This is a genomic window from Streptomyces prunicolor, assembly GCF_045162825.1.
GTDB classification, from domain to species: Bacteria; Actinomycetota; Actinomycetes; order Streptomycetales; family Streptomycetaceae; genus Streptomyces; species Streptomyces prunicolor.
In genome coordinates this window covers 3,249,368-3,272,360 of sequence record NZ_CP108676.1, presented here as the reverse complement: position 1 = coordinate 3,272,360, position 22,993 = coordinate 3,249,368, and the positions used below count along the sequence as shown (strand labels likewise).

23 protein-coding genes are annotated in these 22,993 nt (G+C 69.8%); 11 read left to right on the top strand and 12 right to left on the bottom strand.

Going from position 1 to position 22,993, the window contains the following annotated elements; translation table 11 throughout:
• Positions 1 to 6 precede the first annotated feature (6 nt).
• Positions 7 to 639, bottom strand: a complete 633-nt coding sequence (locus OG588_RS14585; RefSeq protein ID WP_026150934.1) for a TetR family transcriptional regulator — start codon at positions 637 to 639, stop codon at positions 7 to 9.
• A 222-nt stretch (positions 640 to 861) separates the two neighbouring features.
• Between OG588_RS14585 and OG588_RS14580 the strand changes: the two genes are divergently transcribed.
• The 3 genes from OG588_RS14580 to OG588_RS14570 are packed head-to-tail and all read left to right on the top strand — an operon-like array spanning position 862 to position 4,063.
• A complete protein-coding gene (locus OG588_RS14580; RefSeq protein WP_405947653.1) occupies positions 862 to 2,271 on the top strand; it encodes a glycosyltransferase family 4 protein in 1,410 nt (469 codons plus the stop codon).
• Positions 2,265 to 2,999: a class I SAM-dependent methyltransferase gene (locus OG588_RS14575; protein WP_266855823.1), complete on the top strand. Its 735-nt coding sequence runs from the start codon at positions 2,265 to 2,267 to the stop codon at positions 2,997 to 2,999. Before OG588_RS14580 ends, OG588_RS14575 begins: the two co-directional genes overlap by 7 nt.
• Positions 2,996 to 4,063: a prenyltransferase/squalene oxidase repeat-containing protein gene (locus OG588_RS14570; protein ID WP_405947652.1), complete on the top strand. Its 1,068-nt coding sequence runs from the start codon at positions 2,996 to 2,998 to the stop codon at positions 4,061 to 4,063. The genes OG588_RS14575 and OG588_RS14570 overlap by 4 nt, the downstream gene beginning before the upstream one ends.
• Before the next feature lie 114 nt (positions 4,064 to 4,177).
• Here the strand turns inward: OG588_RS14570 and OG588_RS14565 are convergent, their stop codons facing one another.
• Positions 4,178 to 4,465 (bottom strand): hypothetical protein, encoded by a 288-nt coding sequence (locus OG588_RS14565; RefSeq protein ID WP_019060428.1) that lies wholly within the window; start codon positions 4,463 to 4,465, stop codon positions 4,178 to 4,180.
• A gap of 128 nt (positions 4,466 to 4,593) precedes the next feature.
• On the opposite strand from OG588_RS14565, the gene OG588_RS14560 reads away from it, so the two are divergent.
• A complete protein-coding gene (locus OG588_RS14560) occupies positions 4,594 to 5,169 on the top strand; it encodes a hypothetical protein (RefSeq protein ID WP_266855818.1) in 576 nt (191 codons plus the stop codon).
• A gap of 32 nt (positions 5,170 to 5,201) precedes the next feature.
• Here the strand turns inward: OG588_RS14560 and OG588_RS14555 are convergent, their stop codons facing one another.
• From OG588_RS14555 to OG588_RS14545, 3 genes are all read right to left on the bottom strand, one after another.
• Positions 5,202 to 6,206 (bottom strand): LLM class F420-dependent oxidoreductase, encoded by a 1,005-nt coding sequence (locus OG588_RS14555; protein WP_405947651.1) that lies wholly within the window; start codon positions 6,204 to 6,206, stop codon positions 5,202 to 5,204.
• Between the two features lie 120 nt (positions 6,207 to 6,326).
• Positions 6,327 to 7,100 carry a hypothetical protein gene (locus OG588_RS14550; RefSeq protein ID WP_405947650.1) on the bottom strand — a complete coding sequence of 258 codons (774 nt, stop codon included), beginning with the start codon at positions 7,098 to 7,100 and terminating at the stop codon, positions 6,327 to 6,329.
• An 86-nt stretch (positions 7,101 to 7,186) separates the two neighbouring features.
• Complete coding sequence (locus tag OG588_RS14545; protein WP_405947649.1) at positions 7,187 to 8,095, bottom strand: N-acetylmuramoyl-L-alanine amidase; 909 nt, start codon at positions 8,093 to 8,095, stop codon at positions 7,187 to 7,189.
• A 113-nt stretch (positions 8,096 to 8,208) separates the two neighbouring features.
• On the opposite strand from OG588_RS14545, the gene OG588_RS14540 reads away from it, so the two are divergent.
• Positions 8,209 to 9,186: an alpha/beta fold hydrolase gene (locus OG588_RS14540; RefSeq protein WP_405947648.1), complete on the top strand. Its 978-nt coding sequence runs from the start codon at positions 8,209 to 8,211 to the stop codon at positions 9,184 to 9,186.
• Between the two features lie 2 nt (positions 9,187 to 9,188).
• On the opposite strand, the gene OG588_RS14535 is transcribed toward OG588_RS14540, so the two are convergent.
• The gene (locus OG588_RS14535) at positions 9,189 to 9,839 is read right to left on the bottom strand and encodes a class I SAM-dependent methyltransferase (RefSeq protein WP_405947647.1); all 651 of its coding nucleotides are present in this window, start codon (positions 9,837 to 9,839) and stop codon (positions 9,189 to 9,191) included.
• A gap of 110 nt (positions 9,840 to 9,949) precedes the next feature.
• Complete coding sequence (locus tag OG588_RS14530; protein ID WP_405947646.1) at positions 9,950 to 11,683, bottom strand: MFS transporter; 1,734 nt, start codon at positions 11,681 to 11,683, stop codon at positions 9,950 to 9,952.
• 203 nt (positions 11,684 to 11,886) lie between these two features.
• On the opposite strand from OG588_RS14530, the gene OG588_RS14525 reads away from it, so the two are divergent.
• From OG588_RS14525 to OG588_RS14505, 5 genes are all read left to right on the top strand, one after another.
• Positions 11,887 to 13,116 carry a lipid-transfer protein gene (locus tag OG588_RS14525; RefSeq protein WP_405947645.1) on the top strand — a complete coding sequence of 410 codons (1,230 nt, stop codon included), beginning with the start codon at positions 11,887 to 11,889 and terminating at the stop codon, positions 13,114 to 13,116.
• Between the two features lie 64 nt (positions 13,117 to 13,180).
• A complete protein-coding gene (locus OG588_RS14520) occupies positions 13,181 to 14,698 on the top strand; it encodes an MFS transporter (RefSeq protein WP_405947644.1) in 1,518 nt (505 codons plus the stop codon).
• Positions 14,699 to 14,749: 51 nt separating this feature from the next.
• Positions 14,750 to 15,298, top strand: coding sequence for a SigE family RNA polymerase sigma factor (locus tag OG588_RS14515; RefSeq protein WP_405947643.1), 549 nt, complete (start codon positions 14,750 to 14,752; stop codon positions 15,296 to 15,298).
• Between the two features lie 29 nt (positions 15,299 to 15,327).
• Positions 15,328 to 16,131: a hypothetical protein gene (locus tag OG588_RS14510; RefSeq protein WP_405947642.1), complete on the top strand. Its 804-nt coding sequence runs from the start codon at positions 15,328 to 15,330 to the stop codon at positions 16,129 to 16,131.
• Between the two features lie 313 nt (positions 16,132 to 16,444).
• The gene (locus OG588_RS14505) at positions 16,445 to 17,284 is read left to right on the top strand and encodes a class I SAM-dependent methyltransferase (protein ID WP_405947641.1); all 840 of its coding nucleotides are present in this window, start codon (positions 16,445 to 16,447) and stop codon (positions 17,282 to 17,284) included.
• Positions 17,285 to 17,301: 17 nt separating this feature from the next.
• On the opposite strand, the gene OG588_RS14500 is transcribed toward OG588_RS14505, so the two are convergent.
• Entirely contained in the window at positions 17,302 to 17,934 is a 633-nt protein-coding gene (locus OG588_RS14500; RefSeq protein ID WP_019064381.1) for a response regulator transcription factor, read from the bottom strand.
• A 385-nt stretch (positions 17,935 to 18,319) separates the two neighbouring features.
• Between OG588_RS14500 and OG588_RS14495 the strand changes: the two genes are divergently transcribed.
• The gene (locus tag OG588_RS14495) at positions 18,320 to 19,882 is read left to right on the top strand and encodes an alpha-L-arabinofuranosidase B (RefSeq protein WP_405947640.1); all 1,563 of its coding nucleotides are present in this window, start codon (positions 18,320 to 18,322) and stop codon (positions 19,880 to 19,882) included.
• Here the strand turns inward: OG588_RS14495 and OG588_RS14490 are convergent.
• Genes OG588_RS14490 through OG588_RS14475 form a run of 4 tightly spaced genes read right to left on the bottom strand, consistent with a single transcriptional unit; the run spans position 19,860 to position 22,922 of the window.
• On the bottom strand, positions 19,860 to 21,155 hold the full coding sequence (locus OG588_RS14490; RefSeq protein WP_405947639.1) for a sensor histidine kinase: 1,296 nt from the start codon (positions 21,153 to 21,155) through the stop codon (positions 19,860 to 19,862). The two genes, OG588_RS14495 and OG588_RS14490, sit on opposite strands and share 23 nt — an antisense overlap.
• Before the next feature lie 17 nt (positions 21,156 to 21,172).
• Positions 21,173 to 21,889: an ABC transporter permease gene (locus tag OG588_RS14485; protein WP_405947638.1), complete on the bottom strand. Its 717-nt coding sequence runs from the start codon at positions 21,887 to 21,889 to the stop codon at positions 21,173 to 21,175.
• Positions 21,886 to 22,029, bottom strand: coding sequence for a hypothetical protein (locus tag OG588_RS14480; RefSeq protein ID WP_405947637.1), 144 nt, complete (start codon positions 22,027 to 22,029; stop codon positions 21,886 to 21,888). The genes OG588_RS14485 and OG588_RS14480 overlap by 4 nt, the downstream gene beginning before the upstream one ends.
• The gene (locus tag OG588_RS14475; RefSeq protein WP_405953118.1) at positions 22,029 to 22,922 is read right to left on the bottom strand and encodes an ABC transporter ATP-binding protein; all 894 of its coding nucleotides are present in this window, start codon (positions 22,920 to 22,922) and stop codon (positions 22,029 to 22,031) included. The genes OG588_RS14480 and OG588_RS14475 overlap by 1 nt, the downstream gene beginning before the upstream one ends.
• Between the last annotated feature and the right edge of the window lie 71 nt (positions 22,923 to 22,993).

Sequence of the window (22,993 nt, the reverse complement as noted above, 5' to 3'; positions counted from 1 at the left end):
CGGGAATTATCGGTCCCCGGCCCCGCCCGGTTCGGTGAGATCGATCAATCGGCAGACCGTCTCGATGTCGATCTTCACCTGCGCGATGGACGCGCGGCCCGAGAGCCAGGTGATCAAGGCCGAGTGCCAGGTGTGCTCGATGACCCGGACCGCCGACAGCTGTTCCGGCGTGGGGTGTTCGAGGCCCATCGCGTCCAGGATGATCACCGTGGTCTGCCGCGACACCTGGTCGACCTCGGGGGAGACGCTGCGGTCCGCGAAGGTCAGCGCGCGGACCATCGCGTCGGCGAGATGCGGCTCGCGCTGGAGCGCGCGGAAGGCCCGCATCAGGGTCTCCGCGACCCGCTCGGCCGCGCTGTCGCCGCTCGGCGGCTTCTTGCGGAGCGTGCCGTGCATGTGTTCCAACTGGTCCTGCATCGTGGCGACCAGGAGATGCACCTTGGACGGGAAGTACCGGTACAGCGTGCCGAGCGCGACCTGCGAGGACTCCGCTACCTCCCGCATCTGCACCGCGTCGAAACCGCCCCGGCTCGCCAGCTGCGCGCTCGCGTGCAGGATGCGCCGCCGCCGGGCCTCCTGCCGCTCGGTGAGGGGCGGCGAGGTCCGCGCAGTGGCTTCGGGCTTGGCTTCCACTGGCATGGCTCCCGTTCCGTGACTGTTCCCGTGACTGTCGGTGAGGGCGGGTGATCGGACCGATCATGGCAGGGTCTCAGCCGTGGTGTGAATCACCTGATCCACTTCTCACAGCGCCCGTACCGGCCGGTAGATTCAGAACCTCCTGGACGATCAAGTCTGAAACTTGTTCTAGATTAGCGTCCCGGCGTAATCTCGCGGGACAGTGCAGGCAGAAGGGGGCTCAGAGTGACCGCTGAGGCCAGTCAGGCGGGTCCCCAGGAGGACCTGGCAGCCGACGGCGAGCGACCGCTCCGTATCGCACTCCTCACCTATAAGGGGAACCCGTTCTGCGGGGGCCAGGGTGTCTACGTCCGCCACCTCTCCCGCGAGTTGGCCCGCCTCGGGCACCGCGTCGAGGTCATCGGCTCACAGCCCTACCCCGTGCTCGACGAGGGCTACGACGGCATCTCCCTGACCGAGCTGCCCTCGCTCGACCTCTACCGCTCCCCGGACCCCTTCCGCACCCCGAAGCGCGACGAGTACCGGGACTGGATCGACGCCCTCGAAGTGGCGACGATGTGGACCGGCGGCTTCCCCGAGCCCCTCACGTTCTCGCTCCGCGCCCGCCGCCATCTCCGCGCCAGGCGCGGCGAGTTCGACATCGTGCACGACAACCAGACGCTGGGCTACGGCCTGTTGGGCGACGTCGGCGCCCCGCTGGTGACGACGATCCATCACCCCATCACCGTGGACCGCCAGTTGGAGCTGGACGCGGCGGAGAACTGGCGGCAGCGCATGTCCAAGCGCCGCTGGTACGCGTTCACGCAGATGCAGAAGCGCGTCGCCCGCCGTCTCCCCTCCGTCCTCACCGTCTCCGGCACCTCGCGCCAGGAGATCATCGACCACCTCGGCGTCCGCGACGACCGCATCCACGTCGTCCACATCGGCGCCGACACCGACCAGTTCTCCCCGAACCCGGCCGTACCCCAGGTACCGGGCCGGATCGTCACGACGTCCAGCGCGGACGTCCCCCTCAAGGGCCTCGTCTTCCTCGTCGAGGCCCTCGCGAAGGTCCGCACCGAACACCCCGACGCCCACCTGATCGTCGTGGGCAAACGCCCGACCGAGGGCCCGGTGGCGCAAGCCGTCGAGCGCTACGGCCTCGAAGGCGCCGTCCAGTTCGTCAAGGGCATCACGGACGCCGAACTCGTCGACCTGGTCCGCTCGGCGGAGGTCGCCTGTGTGCCCTCGCTGTACGAGGGCTTCTCGCTCCCGGCGGCGGAGGCGATGGCCACGGAGACGCCCCTCGTCGCGACGACCGGCGGAGCCATCCCGGAGGTCGCCGGGCGCGACGGCGAGACCTGCCTGGCGGTACCGCCGGGCGACCCCGGGGCGCTGGCGACCGCCCTGAGTCGACTCCTGGCCGACCCGGCACTGAGGGCCCGCCTCGGTGCGGCGGGCCGTGAACGCGTCCTGGCCCGCTTCACCTGGGCGAAGGCCGCGGAGGGCACGGCGGCCAGGTACCGCGAGGCGATCGCCCCCGGCCGGACGGGCAGCGCGACCTCGGCATCGTTGTCGCCCTCGGCAACCCCGTCTCCTTCCCCTTCTCCGACCAGTGTTACCGGCGTCTCTCCCGAAAGCAGGGCCACGTGCTGACCGTCGACTTCTCCCGGTTCCCGCTCGCCCCTGGCGACCGAGTCCTGGACCTCGGGTGCGGTGCCGGGCGGCACGCGTTCGAGTGCTACCGGCGAGGGGCACAGGTCGTCGCCCTCGACCAGAACGCCGAGGAGATCCGCGAGGTCGCCAAGTGGTTCGCGGCGATGAAGGAGGCCGGCGAGGCCCCCGCCGGAGCCACCGCCACCGCGATGGAGGGCGACGCGCTCCAACTCCCCTTCCCGGACGAGTCGTTCGACGTCGTGATCATCTCCGAGGTCATGGAACACATCCCGGACGACAAGGGAGTGCTCGCCGAGATGGTCCGGGTCCTGAAGCCCGGCGGCCGCATCGCCATCACCGTCCCGCGCTACGGCCCCGAGAAGATCTGCTGGGCCCTGTCCGACGCCTACCACGAGGTCGAGGGCGGCCACATCCGCATCTACAAGGCGGACGAACTCCTCACCAAGATCCGCGAGGCGGGCCTCCAGCCGTACGGCACCCACCACGCGCACGGGCTGCACTCGCCGTACTGGTGGCTGAAGTGCGCGTTCGGCGTGGACAACGACAAGGCGCTGCCGGTGCAGGCGTACCACAAGCTCCTGGTCTGGGACATCATGAAGAAACCCCTCGCCACCCGGGTCGCCGAACAGGCGCTGAACCCGCTGATCGGCAAGAGCTTCGTGGCCTACGCGACCAAGCCGCACCTCCCCGTGGCGGAAGCCAAGTGACCACTCCCCGGACAGAACACCTCGTCCTGCCCGGGGTCCTCACCGCGGAGCAGGCCGCCGCGACCGTCGCCGGCATTCTCGCCGTGCAGCGGGAGGACGGGGCGATCCCGTGGTTCCGGGGCCATCACCTCGACCCGTGGGACCACACCGAGGCCGCGATGGCGCTCGACGCGGCGGGCGAGCACGAGGCCGCGGAGCGGGCGTACAACTGGCTTGCCCGGCACCAGAACGAGGACGGGTCCTGGTTCGCGGCGTACGCGGACGGGGATCCGGGCGAGGTCACGGACCGGGGGCGTGAGACCAACTTCGTCGCCTACATAGCCGTAGGCGTGTGGCACCACTACCTCGCGACCGGCGACGACACGTTCCTTGACCGGTTGTGGCCCACGGTGTTCGCGGCCGTTGAGTTCGTGCTGCGGTTGCAGCAGCCGGGTGGGCAGATCGGGTGGAAGCGGGAGGACGACGGTACGGACACGTCGGACGCGCTGCTCACCGGTTCGTCCTCGATCCACCAGGCGTTGCGGTGCGCCCTTGCGATTGCCGAACAGCGTGAAGAGCCGCAGCCGGACTGGGAGTTGGCGGTCGGGGCGCTACGGCACGCCATCCGGCGGCATCCTGAACGGTTCCTGGACAAGGGCCGTTACTCGATGGACTGGTACTACCCGGTGCTGGGCGGTGCGTTGACCGGTGTGGAGGCCAAGTCCCGGGTGGAGGAGGGCTGGAGCCGGTTCGTCGTGCCGGGGCTCGGGGTGCGGTGTGTTGTTCCCAACCCGTGGGTTACGGGGGGTGAGTCGGCTGAACTCGCCCTGGCGCTGTGGGTGTTGGGGGAGTCCGACCGTGCGTTGGAGATTCTCCAGGCCATTCAGCACCTGCGGGATGCGGAGAGCGGGCTGTATTGGACCGGGTACGTCTTCGATGACGATGCGGTGTGGCCTCGTGAGCTGACCACGTGGACTGCGGGGTCGTTGCTGCTTGCGGTGGCGGCGTTGGGGGGCCATGACGCGACCTGTGCGGTGTTCGGTGCGGAGCACTTGCCGTTGGGGCTGGATCCGGATTGTTGTTAGGCGCGGGCCCGGTGGGGGCTGGTCGCGCCGTTCCCCGCGCCCCTAAAAACGCCGGGCCCGCCGTTTCTTTTAGGGGCGCGGGGAACTGCGCGCTCAGCCCCCACCGGGCGAAGCTTAACGGTGAACCTTGTTGGCGATCGCGTGGCCGATGAACAGGTACACCACCGCCGCCAAGCCGTAGCCGCAGATGACCCGCGCCCACGCCTCGTCGAAGGTGAACAGGTCGCGGGACCAGCCGGCGAGCCAGTTGGCCGAGCGGTGGACGAACTGCACGAGGTCGTTCGCGCGGTTGGCGTCCAGCAGGTACATCAGAATCCAGAGGGCCAGGATGAGGGCCATGATGTCGGCGATGATCACGATGACATTGCCGACCGAATTCGAACCGCGTCGGTAGGGGGACATGCCAAGCGGATTGCCGCTTCCGGCGCGATGAAACCCGTACGGTCCCGTCCGGGTGGCGCGAGTGGCCGAGCCGGGTCAGGCTGCCGGGGTAAGGACACCCACTCGGGGAGAACACCCCGGAGGACCCCGTGCCCGTACCGATACGGCGCCTCTTCGTGGCGCTCACCCTGTGCTGCGCCCTGCTCGCCGGTGCCACGGCCTGCGGCAGCGCCACCGATGACGCCACGCAGGACACCGCGGCCGTAGTGGCCGCCGCCGCTGCCGCGACCCCGAGCCCCAGCACCTCCGCCGAACGGCAGAAGTTCGCCAAGACCCGCTTCGTCGCGAACGCGGGCCTCGCCGCCGGTGCCACCTACCAGTGGATCGTGAAGCCCTGGAAGGCGGGCAAGTTCAAGAAGGGCGCGAGCGGACGCAGGTTCGCGCTCATCAAGGCGGGTCTCGCGGGCGCGTTCGCGTACAACCGGCTCAAGGCGGCCACCAAGAACGCCAAGGGCGACCCCACGCTCTCCAAGGCGGTCGCCCCGCTCAGCGCCGGCATCGACTCCCTCAAGGACCTGCCGTCCAAGCTGCGCAAGGGTGATTCGACGGACGCCACGGCGGGTTCCTTCGACGACATCATCAACAAGGTCAAGGACGCCGGGAAGAGCGCGGGTGCCGAGGTGACCGACAAGGTGCCGTCGGCAGGGCAGCTCGCCGGAGGGTAAAAGCCCTTCAGCGTCCGGGAGTTGAGTGGCTCCTAGGAGTTCAGCTCCGCCAGCACCCGTAGCGTGTGCGGGTCGGGCGCAAGGGCCAGCAGGTCCGTCACCGGGCCCTTGCGCCACAACTCCAGCCGTTCCGCGATCCGTTCACGCGGGCCGACCAGCGAGATCTCGTCGGCGAACGCGTCCGGTACCGCGAGCACGGCCTCCTCCCGGCGGCCCGCGAGGAACAACTCCTGTATCCGCCGGGCCTCTTCCTCGTACCCCATGCGCGCCATCAGATCGGCGTGGAAGTTCCGGGCCGCGTGCCCCATCCCGCCGATGTAGAAGCCGAGCATCATCTTCACGGGGAGGAGACCTTCGGCCACGTCGTCGCAGACCTTCACCTGGGCCATGGGCGCCACGAGGAATCCGTTGCGGAAGGCCGTCGTGCCGTACACCTCCGGTCGGCTCGGCGACCAGTACAACGGCAGCCAGCCGTCCGCGATCGCCGCCGTCTGCGCCACGTTCTTCGGCCCCTCGGCGCCCAGCAGGATCGGCAGGTCCGAACGGAGCGGGTGGGTAATGGACTTGAGCGCCTTGCCGAGCCCCGTACCGTCCGCGCCCCGGTACGGATGCGCGTGGAACCGCCCGTCCACCTCGACCGGCGCCTCCCGCCGCAGCACCTGCCGTACGACCTCGACGTACTCCCGGGTCGCGGTGAGCGGCGACTTGGGGAACGGCCGCCCGTACCAGCCCTCCACCACCTGCGGCCCCGACAGCCCGAGCCCGAGCAGCACCCGCCCGCCGGAGAGGTGATCGAGGGTGAGCGCGTGCATGGCGGTGGTGGTCGGGGAGCGGGCCGCCATCTGCGCAACAGCCGTGCCCAGCTTGATCGTTGAGGTCTGCGCGGCGATCCAGGTGAGGGGAGTGAAGGCGTCGGAGCCCCACGACTCGGCCGTCCACACGGAGTCGTACCCGAGCCGCTCGGCCTCCTGAGCCAGCGGCACATGGTCGGCGGAGGGCCCGCGCCCCCAGTACCCGAGTGCGAGACCGAGCCGCATATCGCCTCCACCACAACTGATCTGACGGTTCGTCAGTAAACCGACCGGCGGCTGCGACTGTACGACAACGGCCCCCCACCCGGAAGGGCGAGGGGCCGCGGTGAACGTTGGGGGAGGGACTCAGCCGCGCTGGATCCCCGACGTGTCCTGCAGGACGCCACGACGGCCGTCCTGGGTCTGCGCGACGAGCGCCGGACCACGCTGCTCCACGGCCAAGTACCAGGTACCCGGCGCCAGTTCGGCGATCGGCGACGGCGAACCGTCCTCCGCGAACAGCGGCAGGGCCACCGGCACCGCGAACCAGAACGGCGAGAAGTCCCCGGCCGGAGCCGGCGCGGGCTGCCCGAACGGCTGCGCGGCCTGCGCCTGTTGGGGCGGAGTGCCGTACGAGGGCTGCGGCTGACCGGCACCCGGGTAGCCGTAACCACCGGGCGGCTGCTGGGCGCCGTAGGGCTGCGGGGCGACCGGCTTGGGGGCCGGGATGAGGGCGGCCTGGAGGGGCGGGAGCAGCGGGGTGGCGATGGCGCCGCCGGCCAGGACGAGGGCGGCGATGAAGCCGAGGATCAGACCGGCACCGGCGTTGAGGCCGTCCTGAACGTCCACGAGGGTCCAGAACAGGGCCCAGACCACCAGGACCGAGAACGCGACGCCTACCTGGCCCAGCTCCAGTCCCGCGATCTTGCGCGGCTGCGGCAGGGCGCGGTTGACGACGATCAGGGCAGCACCGATGACCCCGCCCACGTAGAGGCCCAGAGCGTCGCCGAGGTAGTCCCAGGCGGTCGGGGCGTTGCTGTAACCGGCAGCGGTGTAGAAGCTGAGAAACGACGCGATGAAGAGCAATACCGCTGCTCCGATCACCACGCCGTCGCCTCGTGTGAGGGAGCGGATATTCACTTCAGGTCCTTCGTAGGTCGTCTCGTCGTCGGTTGACCCTATCGTCCACCCTGCCAGGGTGTCCGCCCGGATCAGCCCGCTGATCGCTACCCGCGCAGGAAACTCACGATTCCCTCAGAGATCCCCTGCGCCGCCTTCTGTCGCCAGGCGGCATTCGTCAGCAGTGCAGCATCATTGCTATCGCGCATGTTGCCGCATTCGATGAACACCTTGGGAACCGTTGACAGATTGAGACCGCCCAGGTCCTTACGTGTGTCGAGACCGGTGCCGTCGCCGACGTAATTGGAGAACGGTTCGCCCGTCACGCGACGGTAGTTGCTCGCGATGCCCCGCCCGAGGGCGGCCGAGGGGCCGACGATGGCACGGGTGTCGGCGCCGCCCGCGTGCACGGAGGCGGGCAGGATCACATGGAAGCCGTGGTCGCCGGCCGGTGCGCCGTCCGCGTGGATGGAGAGCGCGGCGTCCGCGTGCGCGTCGTTCCCGATCCTGGCCCGCTGGTCCACGCACGGCCCCCAGGACGGGGAGCCAGTGTCATGCGTCAACTTCACCGTGACGCCCTGCTTTTCGAGCAGCGCCTTCAGCCGGTGGGACACGTCCATCGTGAACTGGGCTTCCGAATAACCCGCGTTGGTCGACGTCCCCGTCGTGTCGCACTCCTTCCAGTTCGTGCCGATGTCCACCTTGCGGTTGATCTCGGCGGTGTGCTGGAAGTTGGTGACGTTGTGCCCCGGGTCGATGACGACGACCTTGCCCTTGAGGGGACTTGGGCCCGGCGGCTTGTCGTCGTTCGACGCGGTGGACGTCGGCGACACCGACGCGCCTGCCGACGCGGACGACGCGTGGGCCGAGGAGCCGCCCCCCGGGCTGCCCACCGCCTCATAGACGAACCATCCGATGAGTGCCCCCGGGACCAGCGCGGCCAGCGCCACGGTCAGGGGTCCTCGGCGGGGACGGCGGGGCTGCGGGGGATCGAAGTCCGGACCTACGTACGACACGGGAGCCACCCTAGCCGCCGCACAGGGTGGGTTTGCTGAAGCGGCAACAAGAGTCGTGGGGTGGCGCCGCCGGGGCGCAGGATCGTCGGACCAGCCCCCGTCCCGGAGGACTCATGACCATGGTCAAGGACGTCACGCACCGACTCGTCCCCGCCCCCGCCGGCCGCATCCACCTCGTGGAACAGGGCACCGGCCCCCTGGTCCTCCTCGTCCACGGCTTCCCGGAGTCCTGGTACTCCTGGCGCCACCAACTCCCCGCGCTGGCCGCGGCCGGCCACCGCGCGGTCGCCGTCGACGTCCGTGGCTACGGCCGCTCGTCGCGCCCCGAGGACGTGTCGGCGTACCGGATGCTCGACCTGGTCGAGGACGCCGTGGCGGTCGTGCACGCACTCGGCGAACGGTCGGCGGTGATCGTCGGCCACGACTGGGGCGCGGGCATCGCGGCCCACTCCGCCCTCCTCAGGCCGGACGTCTTCCGAGCCGTAGCGCTGCTGAGCGTCCCTTACACGCCCCGCGGCGGCCCACGCCCCAGCGAGATCTTCGCGGGAATGGGCGGGGACGAGGAGTTCTACGTCTCCTACTTCCAGCAACCGGGCCGCGCCGAGGCCGAGATCGAACCGGACGTACGCGGCTGGCTCTCCGGTTTCTACGCCGCGTTCTCAGCCGACACGATGCCTCAACCCGGCGCCCCCGACCCGCACTTCGTGAGCCGGGGTGAGGGGACGCTGCGGGAGCGGTTCCCGACGGAAGCGCCTGCGTGGTTGGGTGCGGCCGAACTCGACGTCTACGCGGGGGAGTTCGAGCGCACAGGCCTGACCGCCGCCCTGAACCGCTACCGCAACATGGACCAGGACTGGGAGGACCTGGTGGCCCACGACGGAGCACCGATCCCCCAACCGTCCCTGTTCTTGGGCGGCTCCCTGGACGCCTCCACCACCTGGCTGTCCGACGCGATCGCCGCGTACCCGGCGACCCTGCCCGGCCTGCGCGGCGCGCACATCCTGGAGGGCTGCGGCCACTGGATCCAGCAGGAGCGCCCGGCGGAGGTCAACCAGCACCTGCTCAACTGGCTGGCAGGGCTGCCCAGTTGATCTCAGATACCGGTAGCGGTACGCCGTAGGACACGCAGGGAGTCGGTCGCCGAGACCTCCGTGAACGCGCCGGACTCCAGCGCCCGGAGATACACCCGGTACGGCGCCTGCCCGGTGAACTCGTCCTCCGGTTCCGGGAACACGTCATGGATGACGAGCAGCCCGCCCTCGGCGACATGGGGCGCCCACCCCTCGTAGTCCCCGTTCGCGTGCTCGTCGGTGTGCCCACCGTCGATGAAGACGAGGCCGAGCAGGGTCCCCCAGATCCGCGAGACCTGCGGCGACCGCCCGACGAGGGCCACCACATGCTCCTCAAGACCCGCCCGGTGCAGGGTCCTGCGGAACGTCGGCAACGTGTCCATCAGCCCGACCTCCGGGTCGACGGTCTCCGGGTCGTGGTAGTCCCAGCCCGGCTGCTGCTCCTCGCTGCCCCGGTGGTGATCGAGCGTGAGCACGGTGACACCGGCCTCGCGGGCGGCATCGGCGAGGAGGAGGGTGGAGCGCCCGCAGTACGTGCCTACTTCGAGGAGGGGGAGGCCGAGGCGCCCGGCTTCTACGGCTGCGGCGTAGAGGGCCAGTCCCTCATCCACCGGCATGAATCCCTTGGCGGCCTCGAACGCGGCGAGGATCTCGGGCTTGGGTGCCAGGGGCATGTCGGTTCCTTCAGTACTGGCGACTTGTGGGCGCGGCCAGGCTACGGCTTTTAGGGGCGCGGGGAACTGCGCGACCAGCCCCCACGCACCCACAGACAACGAACTACCGACTACGCGCTGACAGTCTCACCGGGCAACGAAAGGTCCAGGTCAACCGCGACCCCGTCCCCACCGTGCGTCGCAGACGAAGCAAGCGGCCCATGCCCACTCGCCCGAGCCGCCAGCACATACGCCCCCTGAGACGGCACAGCGAGCACGTAACTCCCGTCCTCGGAGGACAAGGTGGCCCCGGCCTGCCGACCACGACGGTCGATCAGCGTGACCTTGGCCCGGGCGACGGGAACACCGTCGGCACTCAGCACCCGCCCCCGGAACCCCCGCAGAACCTCCTCGGCCCGCTCAAGGTTCGCCTCCTCCTCGCTGCTGAAGTTCAACTGCGGCGCCCGATTCGGCTTCGGAAGGAACAGCGCCATCAGCAGGCCAACGGCAACCGCACCGGTCGCGATCAGGAACGACACCCGGAACCCGTGCATGGTCGGAACGGCAACCCCGCCCACATGGTTCGCGGTGTTCGCCAGCACCATCCCGATCACCGCACTGGAGACGGACGTACCGATGGACCGCATAAGGGTGTTGAGCCCGTTCGCCGCACCGGTCTCCGACGCCGGCACCGCCCCCACGATCAACGCGGGCAACGACGAGTACGCGAGCCCGATCCCCGCACCGAGCACGACGGCGATGACAAGGGACTGCCAGGCCGCGCTCATGAGCCCGATCCCCGCGCCGTAGCCGATACCGATGATCAGCATGCCGAGGATCAGGGTGACCTTGGGACCGTACTTCGCCGAGAGCCGGGCGTAGACGGGAGCGGTGAACATCATCGTCAGGCCGAGCGGAGCCACCAGCAGACCGGCGGTGACCATCGACTGCCCGAGACCGTAACCGGTCGCCTTGGGCAGCTGGAGGAGCTGGGGCAGGACGAGGGAGACGACGTAGAAGGAGACGCCGACCATGATCGAGGCGAGGTTGGTGAAGAGGACCGCGGGGCGGGCCGTGGTGCGCAGGTCGACCAGCGGAGCCTTCAGACGCAGCTCCATCACGCCCCAGAGGAGCAGGACGGCGACCGCCGCCGCGAACAGACCGAGCGTGGTCCCGGAGGTCCAGCCCCAGTCACTGCCCTTGGTGATGGGCAGGAGGAAGAGGACAAGGCCCGCGGAGAGACCGATCGCGCCGAGCACGTCGAACGTGCCCTCCGCGCGCATCGGGGACTCCGGTACGACGAGGAGGGTGAGGCCGATCGCGAGGACACCGAGGCCGGCGGCGCCGTAGAAGAGGGCGTGCCAGTCGGCGTGCTGGGCGACGAGCGCCGCGGCGGGCAGTGCGAGACCGCCGCCGACGCCGATCGAGGAACTCATCAGGGCCATCGCCGAGCCGAGCTTCTCGCGGGGCAGCATGTCGCGCATCAGGCCGATGCCCAGCGGTATCGCGCCCATCGCGAAGCCCTGGAGCGTACGGCCCGCGATCATCGTGAGCAGGTCGCTGGTGAGCGCGCTGACCAGCGCTCCCACGACCATCACGGACAGGCTGACGATCAGCATCCGGCGCTTGCCGTAGAGGTCGCCGAGGCGGCCCATGATCGGCGTGGCGACGGCTCCGGACAGGAGAGTCGAGGTCAGGACCCAGGTGGCGTTGCTGGGCTCGGTGCTCAGCAGCTGCGGCAGGTCCTTGATGACCGGGACGAGCAGGGTCTGCATCACCGCGACAACGATGCCCGCGAAGGCGAGCACCGGCACGACGGCGCCGGACGGCCTCCGTGCGGGCTGGTCGGTCGACGTGTGCGTCATGGAGTGGGGCCTCCAGGCCGTAGGTGTGGCGTGATCCGTGCGGGGCGGACTGATCCGTGTGAGATAAGTGCACGGTAAACCTCGTATGCATGGGCAACTATTCCGATGCTTCGGCGCACTAACGAATCCTTGACCGTCCCATGAATATCTGACCCTCCGTCACCTCTGGTCATTCACTGGAACGTGTTCTAATCTCGCCCGCCATGAAGGCCTATGTCGCAGGCGTCGGGATGACGAGATTCGAGAAGCCCGAGACCCGGGAATGGCAGTACTGGGACATGGTCCGCGAGGCCGGGAACGCCGCCCTCGCGGACGCCGGGATCTCCTACGCCGACGTAGAACAGGTTCCCGTCGGCTACTGCTTCCAGCCCTCGGCCGCCGGCCAGCGAGCCGCCTATGAACTAGGTCTCACCGGCATCCCCGTCTACAACGTCAACAACAACTGCGCCACCGGCTCGACCGCGCTGATGCTGGCCCGGCAGCTGGTGGAGGGCGGGGCGGCGGACTGCGTGCTGGCACTGGGCTTCGAGAAGATGAAGAGGGGCGCGTTGGGTGGGGGAGCGGACGGCGGCGACTTCTCCACGTCCCCCGTCGCCCGGCACTACGGCATCATGGCCGCCCGGCACGGCTTCGAGATGACCCCGCCCACCGCCCAGATCTTCGGCGACGCGGCCCGCGAACACATGGAGAAGTACGGCACGACCGAGGCCCAGCTCGCCGCCGTCGCCGCCAAGAACCACCGGCACTCCGCGCACAACCCGTACGCCCAGTTCCAGGACGTGTACGACGTCGACGACATCCTCGCGGCGAGGGTCGTCCACCACCCCCTCACGAAACTCCAGTGCTCACCGACCTCGGACGGCGCCGCGGCGGCGGTCGTGGTCTCCGAACGCTTCGCGGAGGAACGGGAGTTGGGTACGGGTACGGGGATAGGGACGGGTGCGGGTGCGGGCTCTGGTTCGCTCGTCGAGATCGTCGCCCAGGCGATGACCACCGACACCCAGGACTCCTTCGCGTCGGGCTCGTGCATCGACGTCGTGGGACAGCCCATGTCCCGGGCCGCCGCCCGCCAGGTCTACGAACGGTCCGGACTCGGCATCGACGACGTGGACGTCGTAGAACTGCACGACTGCTTCTCGATCAACGAGCTGCTGACGTACGAGGCGCTCGGTATGTGCGAGCCGGGGGAGTCCGGGAAGCTCGTCGAGTCCGGTGGGACGACGTACGGCGGGCGGTGGGTGGTCAATCCGTCCGGTGGGCTGATCTCCAAGGGGCATCCGCTGGGGGCCACCGGGATCGCCCAAGTCGCCGAGTTGGTGTGGCAGTTGAGGGGGACGGCGGGGGAGCGGCAGGTGCCGGGGGCCGAGGTGGGGCTCGCGCACAACATCGGGTTGGGCGGGGCGGCGGTGGTGACGTTGCTGCGGGCGGCGTAGGTCCTGCGGCGGTGGTACGGCTGGGGCGAAATGCCGATGCAGGGGGCACGGGCCGGTTGAGAGTATGACGACCATGCCCCGAGCCGCTGATGCCTCTTCCCCCTCCTCTTCCTCTTCCTCCCGAATATCCCGCCCGTTCCGCCCGGGCTCGCCGCCGCCCGGCGCCTGGCTGGTCGTCGCGCTCGCCTGTGCCGGGCAGTTCCTCGTCGTCCTCGACGTGTCCGTCGTCAACGTGGCATTGCCGTCGATGCGGGCCGACCTGGGGATGAGCGCGTCCGGGCTGCAATGGGTGGTCAACGCGTACGCCATCGCCTTCGCCGGGTTCATGCTGCTGGGCGGACGAGCCGGTGACCTCTACGGCCGCAAGCGGATGTTCCTGGTCGGGCTCGCGCTGTTCACGCTGGCCTCGCTGTGCGGCGGGCTCGCCCAGGACGGCTGGCAACTGCTCCTCGCCCGGGCCGCGCAGGGACTCGGCGCCGCCGTACTGGCACCCTCGACGCTGACGATCGTCACCTCGGCGGTCTCGGAGGGCGCGGCCCGCGCCCGGGCCATCGCCACCTGGACGGCGGTCGGCGCCGGTGGCGGGGCCGCGGGCGGACTCGTCGGCGGAGTGCTCGTCGACACCCTGTCCTGGCGGTGGGTGCTGCTGATCAACGTGCCCGTCGGCGCGGTCGTGCTCCTCAGTTCCCTGCGCTGGCTCCCGGAGAGCCGCGCGGGCGACCGGCGACGGCTCGACCTGCCGGGTGCCGTCCTGGTCACGGCGGGCCTCGGAGTCCTGGCGTACGGCATCTCGCAGACCGAGGCCAAGGGCTGGACGGCCACCGCCACCCTGCTTCCGCTGGCCGCCGGGCTCGCCCTGATCGTCCTCTTCCTCGTCGTCGAAGCGCGTACGGCGGCTCCGCTGATGCCGCTGGGACTCTTCCGGGCACGGGCGGTGTCGTCGGCGAACGCGGCGATGTTCGTGAACGGCTCGGCGATGTTCTCCATGTGGTTCTTCATGACCCTGTACGCGCAGAACGTCCTCGGCTACACACCGCTGGAGGCGGGACTCGCATTGGTGCCCAGCTCCCTGGCCGTCCTCATCGGCTCCAAGTCGGCACCCCGCTTCATGCCGGTGCTCGGCGTGCGCAACGTGGCCGTGCTCGGGACGGTGATCGCCGCGCTGGGCTTCGGCTGGCAGTCCCTGATGACGGTGCGGGGCGACTACCTGACCGAGATCATGTTCCCCGGGATCCTGATGATGCTGGGCGCGGGCCTGACGGCCACGCCACTCGCCGCACTCGCCACGTCCGGGGCGGCGCCGGGGGAGGCCGGGCTGGTCTCCGGGCTGATCAACACCTCGCGCACGATGGGCGGTTCGCTGGGGCTCGCGGTGATGTCGACGATCGCGGCGGCGCGTACGGCGAGCGTCGGGGGGACGGCGGGGACGGCGGGGAGTGGTCGCGGTACGGCGGAGGCGCTGACGGAGGGGTACGCGCTGGCGTTCCGGACGGGGGCGGGGGTGCTGCTCGGCGCGGTGGTGCTGATGGTGGTGTGGCTGCCGTGGCCGCCCAGGAGGGTTTCGACGGGTTCCACGGGATGAGGCAACGGTTCGGGCGGCTCATGGACTCCTTTACATATCTAGGAGGTGCCCATGGGGGATCGCAAAGAGGCTCGGGAGACTCGCGATGACGCGTTCCAGAGCTTTGTCATCGGCCGCTGGCCGCGGTTGATGCGGACGGCATTTCTTCTGACGGGGGAGCAGCACGCCGCGGAGGACCTGGTCCAGTCGACGCTCGAACAGACCTTTGTGGCCTGGCGGAAGGTCGGCTCGGCCGATGATCCGGAGGCGTACGTACGGCGCGTGATGATCAACGCGCACGCACGCAAACACCGCAGACGGCTCAAGGAGTTCCTGGCGCCCAAGGACGACTCGGGCCTGGTGCGCGAGGTCGCCGACACCGGTGACCGCATCGCCCAGGCCGAGGATCGCAGCGCCCTGCTGGAGGCACTGGCCCAACTGCCGCCGAGGCAGCGGGAGGCGGTGGTGCTGCGGTACTGGGAGGACCTGACCGAGACACAGACGGCCCAGGCGATGGGCTGCTCGGTCGGCGCGGTGAAGAGCAACGCGGCCAAGGGGATCGCGAAACTCCGCGCCATACCGGGACTCGCCGAGATGGTGACGCACGGAGGGCGGAAGTGATGAGCGCGGACCGGGAGACGAACCAGACCATGAGCGACAGAGACATCGCCCTCCTGCTGGCCGACGCCGCGGACGAGGTCGAGATCGGCATAGCCCCCTACCAGGCGGTGATCCGCGGCGGCCGCCGACGCCGGGCCCGCCGCTGGGCGCTCGCGACGGCGACGGCACTGGTCATCGTCGGCACGTCGGGCGGCCTCGCGCTGGCCGGACTGCGCGGCGGGGACGGGGGCGAGGTCACCCCCGCGGTGACCCAGAAGGCGACACAGCCGTCGACCCCGGAGGAACGGCATGTGTACACGCCGCAGGAAACCATGCTCGCGGCGGGCACCGAACAGGGCGAGACGTGGTACGTCACGGTCGACGTGTGGGGCGCCCCCCGCACCGAGGCGGAGGCCGAGGCGCAGCTGCGGTCCATGTCCAGCCATCACGAGGAACCCTGGGACAGGGACAACCCCTCCGCGCTGGTCGGCAAGATCACGTACTTCGTGCAACGGGCCGTCGGGAGCGGCGAGCCGGAACTCCTGATGGGCGACTCGGTCTCCCCCCAGGACACCACGGTGGGCACGGACCTCAAGTCGGGCGCGTCCACCCTGGACCCGAAGAAGACCGAAGGCCCCCAGCGCCTGGTGGTCGGCCAGGTCGCCAAGACCGCACAGGAAGTCACCTGCACCTGGAAGGACGGCTCGTCCACCGTGGCCCACAGGGTGGAGGCGGGGGCCGACATCAACAGCGACGACGCGGCGATCCGGCCGGCGGCGGGGTCTTTGGACAACTGGTTCGTGTGCGTGGCTCCGGCGCGGACGGCTTACGAGTCGGCGGAGGTGACGAAGTAGGGCGGGGAGTGTGGCGGCGGGGATGAACTGGCGCCGCAGCAGGGCACGTTCGCCTGAGGGGCGTGGCGTGCTGGTCCCCGCCGGGCCGGCACTCCGGAAAGTGCGGTCGCCGTCGCCGGGAATGCCGTCCTGGTGGTGCTCGGGCGGGGTGTCGGCAGGGGTTCACCGTGGCGTTGGGGTGACGTGCTTCCGGCGTCGACTCCCGCCTCGTACAGGGGAGTTGACGGGATTCGCGTGAGCGTCCCGAATGGGGTCCGACCTGGGCTTTCGGGTCATCCGCTTCTACGATCGGTGTAGCGGAGAGGAGGTCTGGATGGACCGGACGGATCGGTACCAGCACGGGCGGGGCATCCGCACGGTCGACGACGTGCTTCGGCTTCTGGACGGGCTGTTCGCGCCGGAGGCGGACCGTTGGAGTTCCAGGGGTGCCTCTTGGTGGGACGGGTTCTATGCCGACCGTGACAGGCCGGTGCCGTTCTTCGTGGCGAAGCCGGACGAGAACCTGGTCAGGTATGTCGACCGGGGGCTGATAGGCGGGGGCGGCCGTGCACTGGACCTGGGGTGTGGTCCGGGGCGCAATGCCCTTCAACTGGCCGCGTGGGGCTTCGAGGTGGACGGGGTGGATCTGTCGCCCACGGCTGTCGCTTGGGCGGAGGAGCGGGCGCGGGGTCGGGATCTCGGGCGGGATCTGGGCCGGGTGGAGACGGGGGTGGGGGGAGGGGAGGGGGAGGGCCCCCGGATCCGGTTCCACTGTGGGGACGTATTCGCCCTCGCCCCCACCCAACTCCCCGGCCCCTACGACCTCGTCTACGACTCCGGATGCTTCCACCACCTGCCCCCGCACCGGCGCATCAGCTACCTGGCCCTGTTGGACCAAGTCCTCGCCCCCGGTGGGCACTTCGCGTTGACCTGTTTCGCGGCGGGTGGGATGGGGTCCGAGTTGCCCGATGCCGAGCTCTACCGGGGCTCCGGGCTTCAGGGCGGGTTGGCCTACAGGCCTGATGAACTGCGCTGGATATTCGCGGAGTCGGAGTCGGCATTGCAGCTGGAGGAGGTCGAGATTCGTCGGATGCGCGACGAACCGGACGACTCGCCGTGTTTCGGCGAGGACTTCCTCTGGACGGCGTTGTTCCGCAGGGGGACCGGAGCGTAGGGCGGGGGAACAGGGGGCTACAGCCACCCCTGCTGGCGGGCCTCCCGCATCGCTTCCATGCGGTTGCGGGTGGCTGTCTTGCCGATCGCCGACGAGAGGTAGTTGCGGACGGTCGACTCGGAGAGGTGGAGCTTCGTGGCGATGTCGGAGACCGTCGCGCCGTCCACCGAGGCCTTGAGGACGTCGCACTCGCGGGCGGTGAGCGGATTCGGGCCCGCGCTCAACGCGGCGGCGGCCAGCGCCGGGTCGATGACTGTCTCACCGGTCAGGACGCGGCGGATCGCGGCGGCCAGGTCCTCCACCGGGCCGTCCTTCACCAGGAAGCCCGCCGCGCCTGCCTCCATCGCCCGGCGCAGATAACCGGGGCGGCCGAAGGTCGTGAGGATCAACACCCGGCAGTCCGGGGCCTGTTCGCGGAGTTCGGCGGCGGCGTCCAGGCCGCTCATGCCGGGGAGTTCGATGTCGAGGAGGGCCACGTCGGGGCGGTGGGTCAGGGCGGCGTCCACGATCGTGTCACCCCTGCCGACCTGGGCGACGACCTCCAGGTCCGGCTCCATGCCGAGCAGTAGGGCGAGGGCGCCGCGCATCATGCCCTGGTCCTCGGCGAGCAGCACTCTGACGGACTTGGCGGGCCGGTGGTCCCGGGGCATCTCATCCACGGGGCAAGGGTAAGGCCCGGGGAGACCCGGGGCGGTTATCAAAAACTCTTCATTGTTCGCGTCCGCGAGTCTTGACGGTCTCCGGCTGCGGGCAAACAATCGCCTCGGCATTCTGCAATCACCTTGGAATTTCCGGGCGCCGGGCCGCTTTCGGAAAACTTTCGACCGACTCTCGACAGTTCGACATTTCGATCGCGAATTGGTTCGGCATTTCGATCGAACGGCGTTCGGTATATCGACCGTATGGATCGGGCGCCGATGCTCCACCCGCACCCGCACCCGCACCCGCACCCGCACCCGCACCCGCACCCGCACCCGCACCTGCGTCAACCACCCGCACCGCCCTACCAGGAACAGAAACAGAATGAGGTGCACCGTGTTCTTGAGATTCCTCCGCACCCGGCCGCGCCGGCTGAGAAACGCCACCCTGGCCGCACTGTCCGCGCTCGTGACCGTCGTCGCGCTGGCCGTCGGCGTTCCGCAGGCGTCGGCCGCCACCTCGCTGCCGTGCGACATCTACGCCACCGCCGGCACGCCCTGCGTCGCCGCGCACAGTCTCGTCAGGGCGCTCTACTCCTCGTACAACGGCTCGCTGTACCAGGTGCAGCGGGCCTCCGACAGCGCCACCGCGAACATCGGCCTGCTGGCGGCCGGTGGGTATGCCAACGCGGCGGCGCAGGACTCGTTCTGTGCCGGTACGACGTGCATCATCACCAAGATCTACGACCAGTCCGCGCGCCACAACGACCTCACGATCGAGGGCGCGGGCGGGGCCGGTGTCGCCGATGTCGGCTCGCCCGCGGACGCGCTGCCGGTGACCGCCGGCGGGCATCAGGTCTACGGCCTGGAGATCTCGGCCGGCATGGGCTACCGCGACAACTCCACCTCGGGCGTGGCCACGAACGGCGCCGCCGAGGGGATGTACATGGTGACCTCGGGCACCCACGTCAACGGCAGTTGCTGCTTCGACTACGGCAACGCGGAGACCAACAACCAGGACACCGGCAACGGTCACATGGACGCGATCAACTTCGGTACGGAGTGCTGGTTCGCCCCCTGCTACGGCAGTGGTCCCTGGGTGCAGGCCGACCTGGAGAACGGGCTGTTCCAGTCGGACTCCGGGTACAGCAAGAACACGGCGAACACCGGCACCGGAGCGATACCGTTCGTCACCGCTTTGCTGAAAAACAACGGTCAGGACCATTTCGCGCTGAAATACGGGAATGCGCAGTCGGGGAGTCTCACGACCAGCTATTCCGGGGGTGAACCCACCACGAGTGGATACTCGCCCATGCACCAGGAGGGCGCCATCGTCCTGGGCACCGGCGGCGACAACAGCAACGGCTCCATCGGCTCGTTCTTCGAGGGCGTCATGACCGCCGGCATTCCGACGGACGCCGCCGACAACTCCGTACAGGCCAACATCGTGTCCGTCGGCTACGGCGGCTCGACCGGGACCACCGGGACACTGGCGGCCGGTTCGGAGATCTCGCTGCGCGCGACCACCTCGTGCTGCACGGCCGACTACATCCGCCACCAGAACAACGCGGCGGTGCTCTCGGCCATCACGTCCAGCAGTGCGACGCTCGACAAGGGCGATGCCACCTGGATCGTCCGCAGGGGACTCGCCGACAGTTCCTGCTATTCGTTCGAGTCACGGAACTACCCGGGCGACTTCCTGCGGCACTACAACTACCAGCTCTACCGCCAACCCATGGTCGGGACAACGCAGTTCAGACAGGACGCCACGTTCTGCGCCTCGACCGGCAAGAGCGGCACGGGCACCTCGTTCGCGTCGTACAACTACCCGACCAGATATCTCCGGCACTACAACTACAACGTCTACATCGCGAGCGACGGCGGCTCGAACGCCTTCGACAGTGCCACCTCGTGGACGGACGACGTGAGTTGGGTCGTTACGGCTCCCTGGGCGCCGTAGACCCGGAAGCAGCCACGCCGGAGGACGTCAACTCCGCTGCCTCCACCGGGAGTTCGGCGGTGACCGTGAAGCCGCCGCGTGGCGACGGGCCGGCCCGTAGGGAGCCGCCCGCCGTCGCGAGGCGTTCGGTCAGGCCCTTCAGACCGGTTCCGCCGATGCCGATGCCCTCGGCGGGGCCGGTCGCCGCCGTCCCTCCGTCCTCGGGGCCGTCGTCCGCGATCGTCAGGCGTACGCGGTCCAGGACGCCGTCGAGGGTGATCTCGCAACGGGTCGCGCCGCTGTGCCGTAGGACGTTGGTGACCGCCTCGCGGACCACCCAGCTCAGCAGGGCCTCGTTCTGCGGGGTCAGGGGTGGGCCCGACTGGCGGACGACCGGGGCGATGTCGGCGGCGGACAACGCGGAGCGGGCGCGGTCCAGTTCGGTGGCGAGGCTGCCCTCGCGGTAGCCGGTGACGGCCTCGCGGATCTCGGTGAGCGCCTGCCGACCGACCGATTCGATGTCGGTGATCTGGTCGAGCGCGGCGTCCATGTCGCGGGGTGCGAGGCGCCGGGCCGCCTCCGACTTCACGACGATCACCGAGAGGGTGTGCCCGAGCAGGTCGTGCAGGTCGCGGGAGAACCGCATGCGTTCCTTCTCGACCGCGCGGCGCGCCAACTCCTCGCGGGCGGCGCGCAGTTCGCGTACGGCTTCGGAGAGGGAGAGGATCGCCGCGGTCACCATCGTGGACAGGAACGTGCCGTAGGCGATGTTGATGGCGGCCGTGCCCGCCCGGATGCCGGAGACGGTACCCGCCAGGACGGCCAGGGCGATGCCGACCTGGCCGAGCCGCGGTCCGCGCAGGCAGGCGCCGGTGGCGAGGCCGAGCAGCGGGAAGAAGTACAGCCAGTTGCCGCCGTAGCCGAGGGCGAGGCCGCAGGTGACCAGGCCCATCGTGAGGAGTGCCAGCCGGGTCGAGACCGCCTCGCGCTTCTCCTTCACGAAGGAGCGGAAGACGACGTTGATGTAGAGGGAGTTGAAGATCAGCAGGCCCAGGCCGCCGATCCAGGGGTTGGGGGTCTTGCCCTGGAGGAGGTTGGAGAAGGAGCCCATCCCCATCAGCAGCCACGGCAGCAGGGAGAAGCCGTTCGGCGGCGGACCCGGGTTCTCGGGCCACTCGCCCTTGCGGCGCCCGTCCTTCTGCGCGGCCTTGAACTCCGCCATGTCGGCCCGCCATTGGGCCCGCGCCGCCCGCCAGTGCCGTAGCTGGCAGGTGATCCCTTGTATCCAGGACATCTTTCTCGCTCCCCCGGTCACACGGTCCGCCCGGTCCGGCGGTACGCCAGCACAGCGTACGAACCGAACGCGAGCAGCCAAGCCGTCAGGACCACGATCGCGCCGAGTGCCGGGGCGTGCCCGTCCGCGACGGAGGTGCCGAGTTCGGCGAAGCGGTTGGTCGGGGTGTAGTGGGAGATCGCGCGCAGCCAGCCGGGGAAGAGGCTGATCGGGAACCACAGGCCACCGATCACCGAGAGCCCCAGGTTGCAGGCCATGTTCGCGACGCCGGTGGTCTGGGAGGTGAGCCCGTAGCCGTTGCCGAGGCCGAGCAGGGTGAAGGGGATCGAGCCGAGCCACAGCAGCAGCGCGATCGCCGCCCACTGCCAGGCGTCCATCCGTACGCCGTTGACCAGGCCGCCCGCCGCGAGCACCGCGGCGATCGCGGGCAGCACGGTCACCGAACCGGTCAGCGCCCGGCCCAGCACGACCTGACGCGGGGTCATCGGCGTCACCCGCAGTTGCCTGAGCCAGCCGATCGCCCGGTCCTCGGCGACCCCGCCCCCGGTGTTGAGCGCGGAGCCGACCGCGCCGTAGGCGGCCATGCCGACCATCGCCGTGGCCTTGTAGCCGCTGTCGTCACCGCCGAGGTTCGTGAACAGCAGGTACATCATCACCGGCATCGCGATCCCGCCGATCACGAAGCCGACGTCGCGCAGGGTCCGGCGTACTTCGAGGCGCAGGTAGTCGATCATCGGACGGTCTCCGTCTCGGGGAAGGTGCTGTTCGGGGAAGCGGGGGTGGCTTTGCGGCGGCGGGTCGTGGCCGTGCCGCCGGTCACCGGGCCGGGGTCGCGTGTGGTCCGGCGGCCTGCGAGCCGCAGGCAGTCGCGCATCACACCGTCTCCAGTTCGGGTTCGAGTTCGTGTGCCGTCAGTGCCAGGAACGCGTCGTCGAGGGAGGCCGGGGTGACCTCCAGGCCGTGGATCGCGTCCAGGTCAGCCAGTGCGCGCACGGTCGCGTCCGAGTCGTCGGTGCGGAGCAGGGCGCGGTCGCCGCGTACTTCGACGGTCCGTACGCCGGGCAGCTGGGCGAGACCCTCGGTGGCGCGGCCCGCCAGGTCGAAGGAGACGAGGCTGCCGCCGGCCGCCCGCTTGAGCTGCTCGGCGGTGCCGTCCGCGACGATCCGGCCGCGGTCGATGACGACGATGCGGTCGGCGTGCGCGTCGGCCTCCTCCAGGTAGTGCGTGGAGAACAGGACGGTGTGCCCGCGCCGGGCGAAGGTCCGCATCGACTGCCAGAACGCGTGCCGCGCCTCCACGTCCAGCGCCGCGGTCGGCTCGTCGAGCACGATCAGCGACGGGTTCCCGGCCAGCGCCACGGCGAACCGCACGCGCTGTGTCTGCCCGCCCGACAGCCGGTCCACCCGCCGCCCGGCCAGCTCGCCGATACCGGCCAGTTCCAGGGCCTGCGCGACGGGCATCGGCGCCGGATAGCGCCGGGCGACGAACGCGACCAGCTCGCCGACGGTGACCCGGGGCACCGCCCGCGACTCCTGCAACATCGCCCCGACCAGGCCGTTCCGTACGGCCGACTCCGGTGCCCCGCCGAAGAGTTCGACGGTGCCGGAGTCGGGCGCGTTCAGCCCGAGCAGCAGTGAGATCGTCGTCGACTTGCCCGCACCGTTGCGGCCGAGCAGCGCGACCGTCTCGCCGCGCCCGATCTCCAGGTCCACACCGTCCACGGCACGCACCGCGCCGAAGTTCTTGACCGCCCCCGCGAAGGACACGGCACGCTCTGACCGGTCTGACGTCCCGCCTGCCGTCCTGACCGCCGCCCCACCTGTCTGTGTCATGGCTA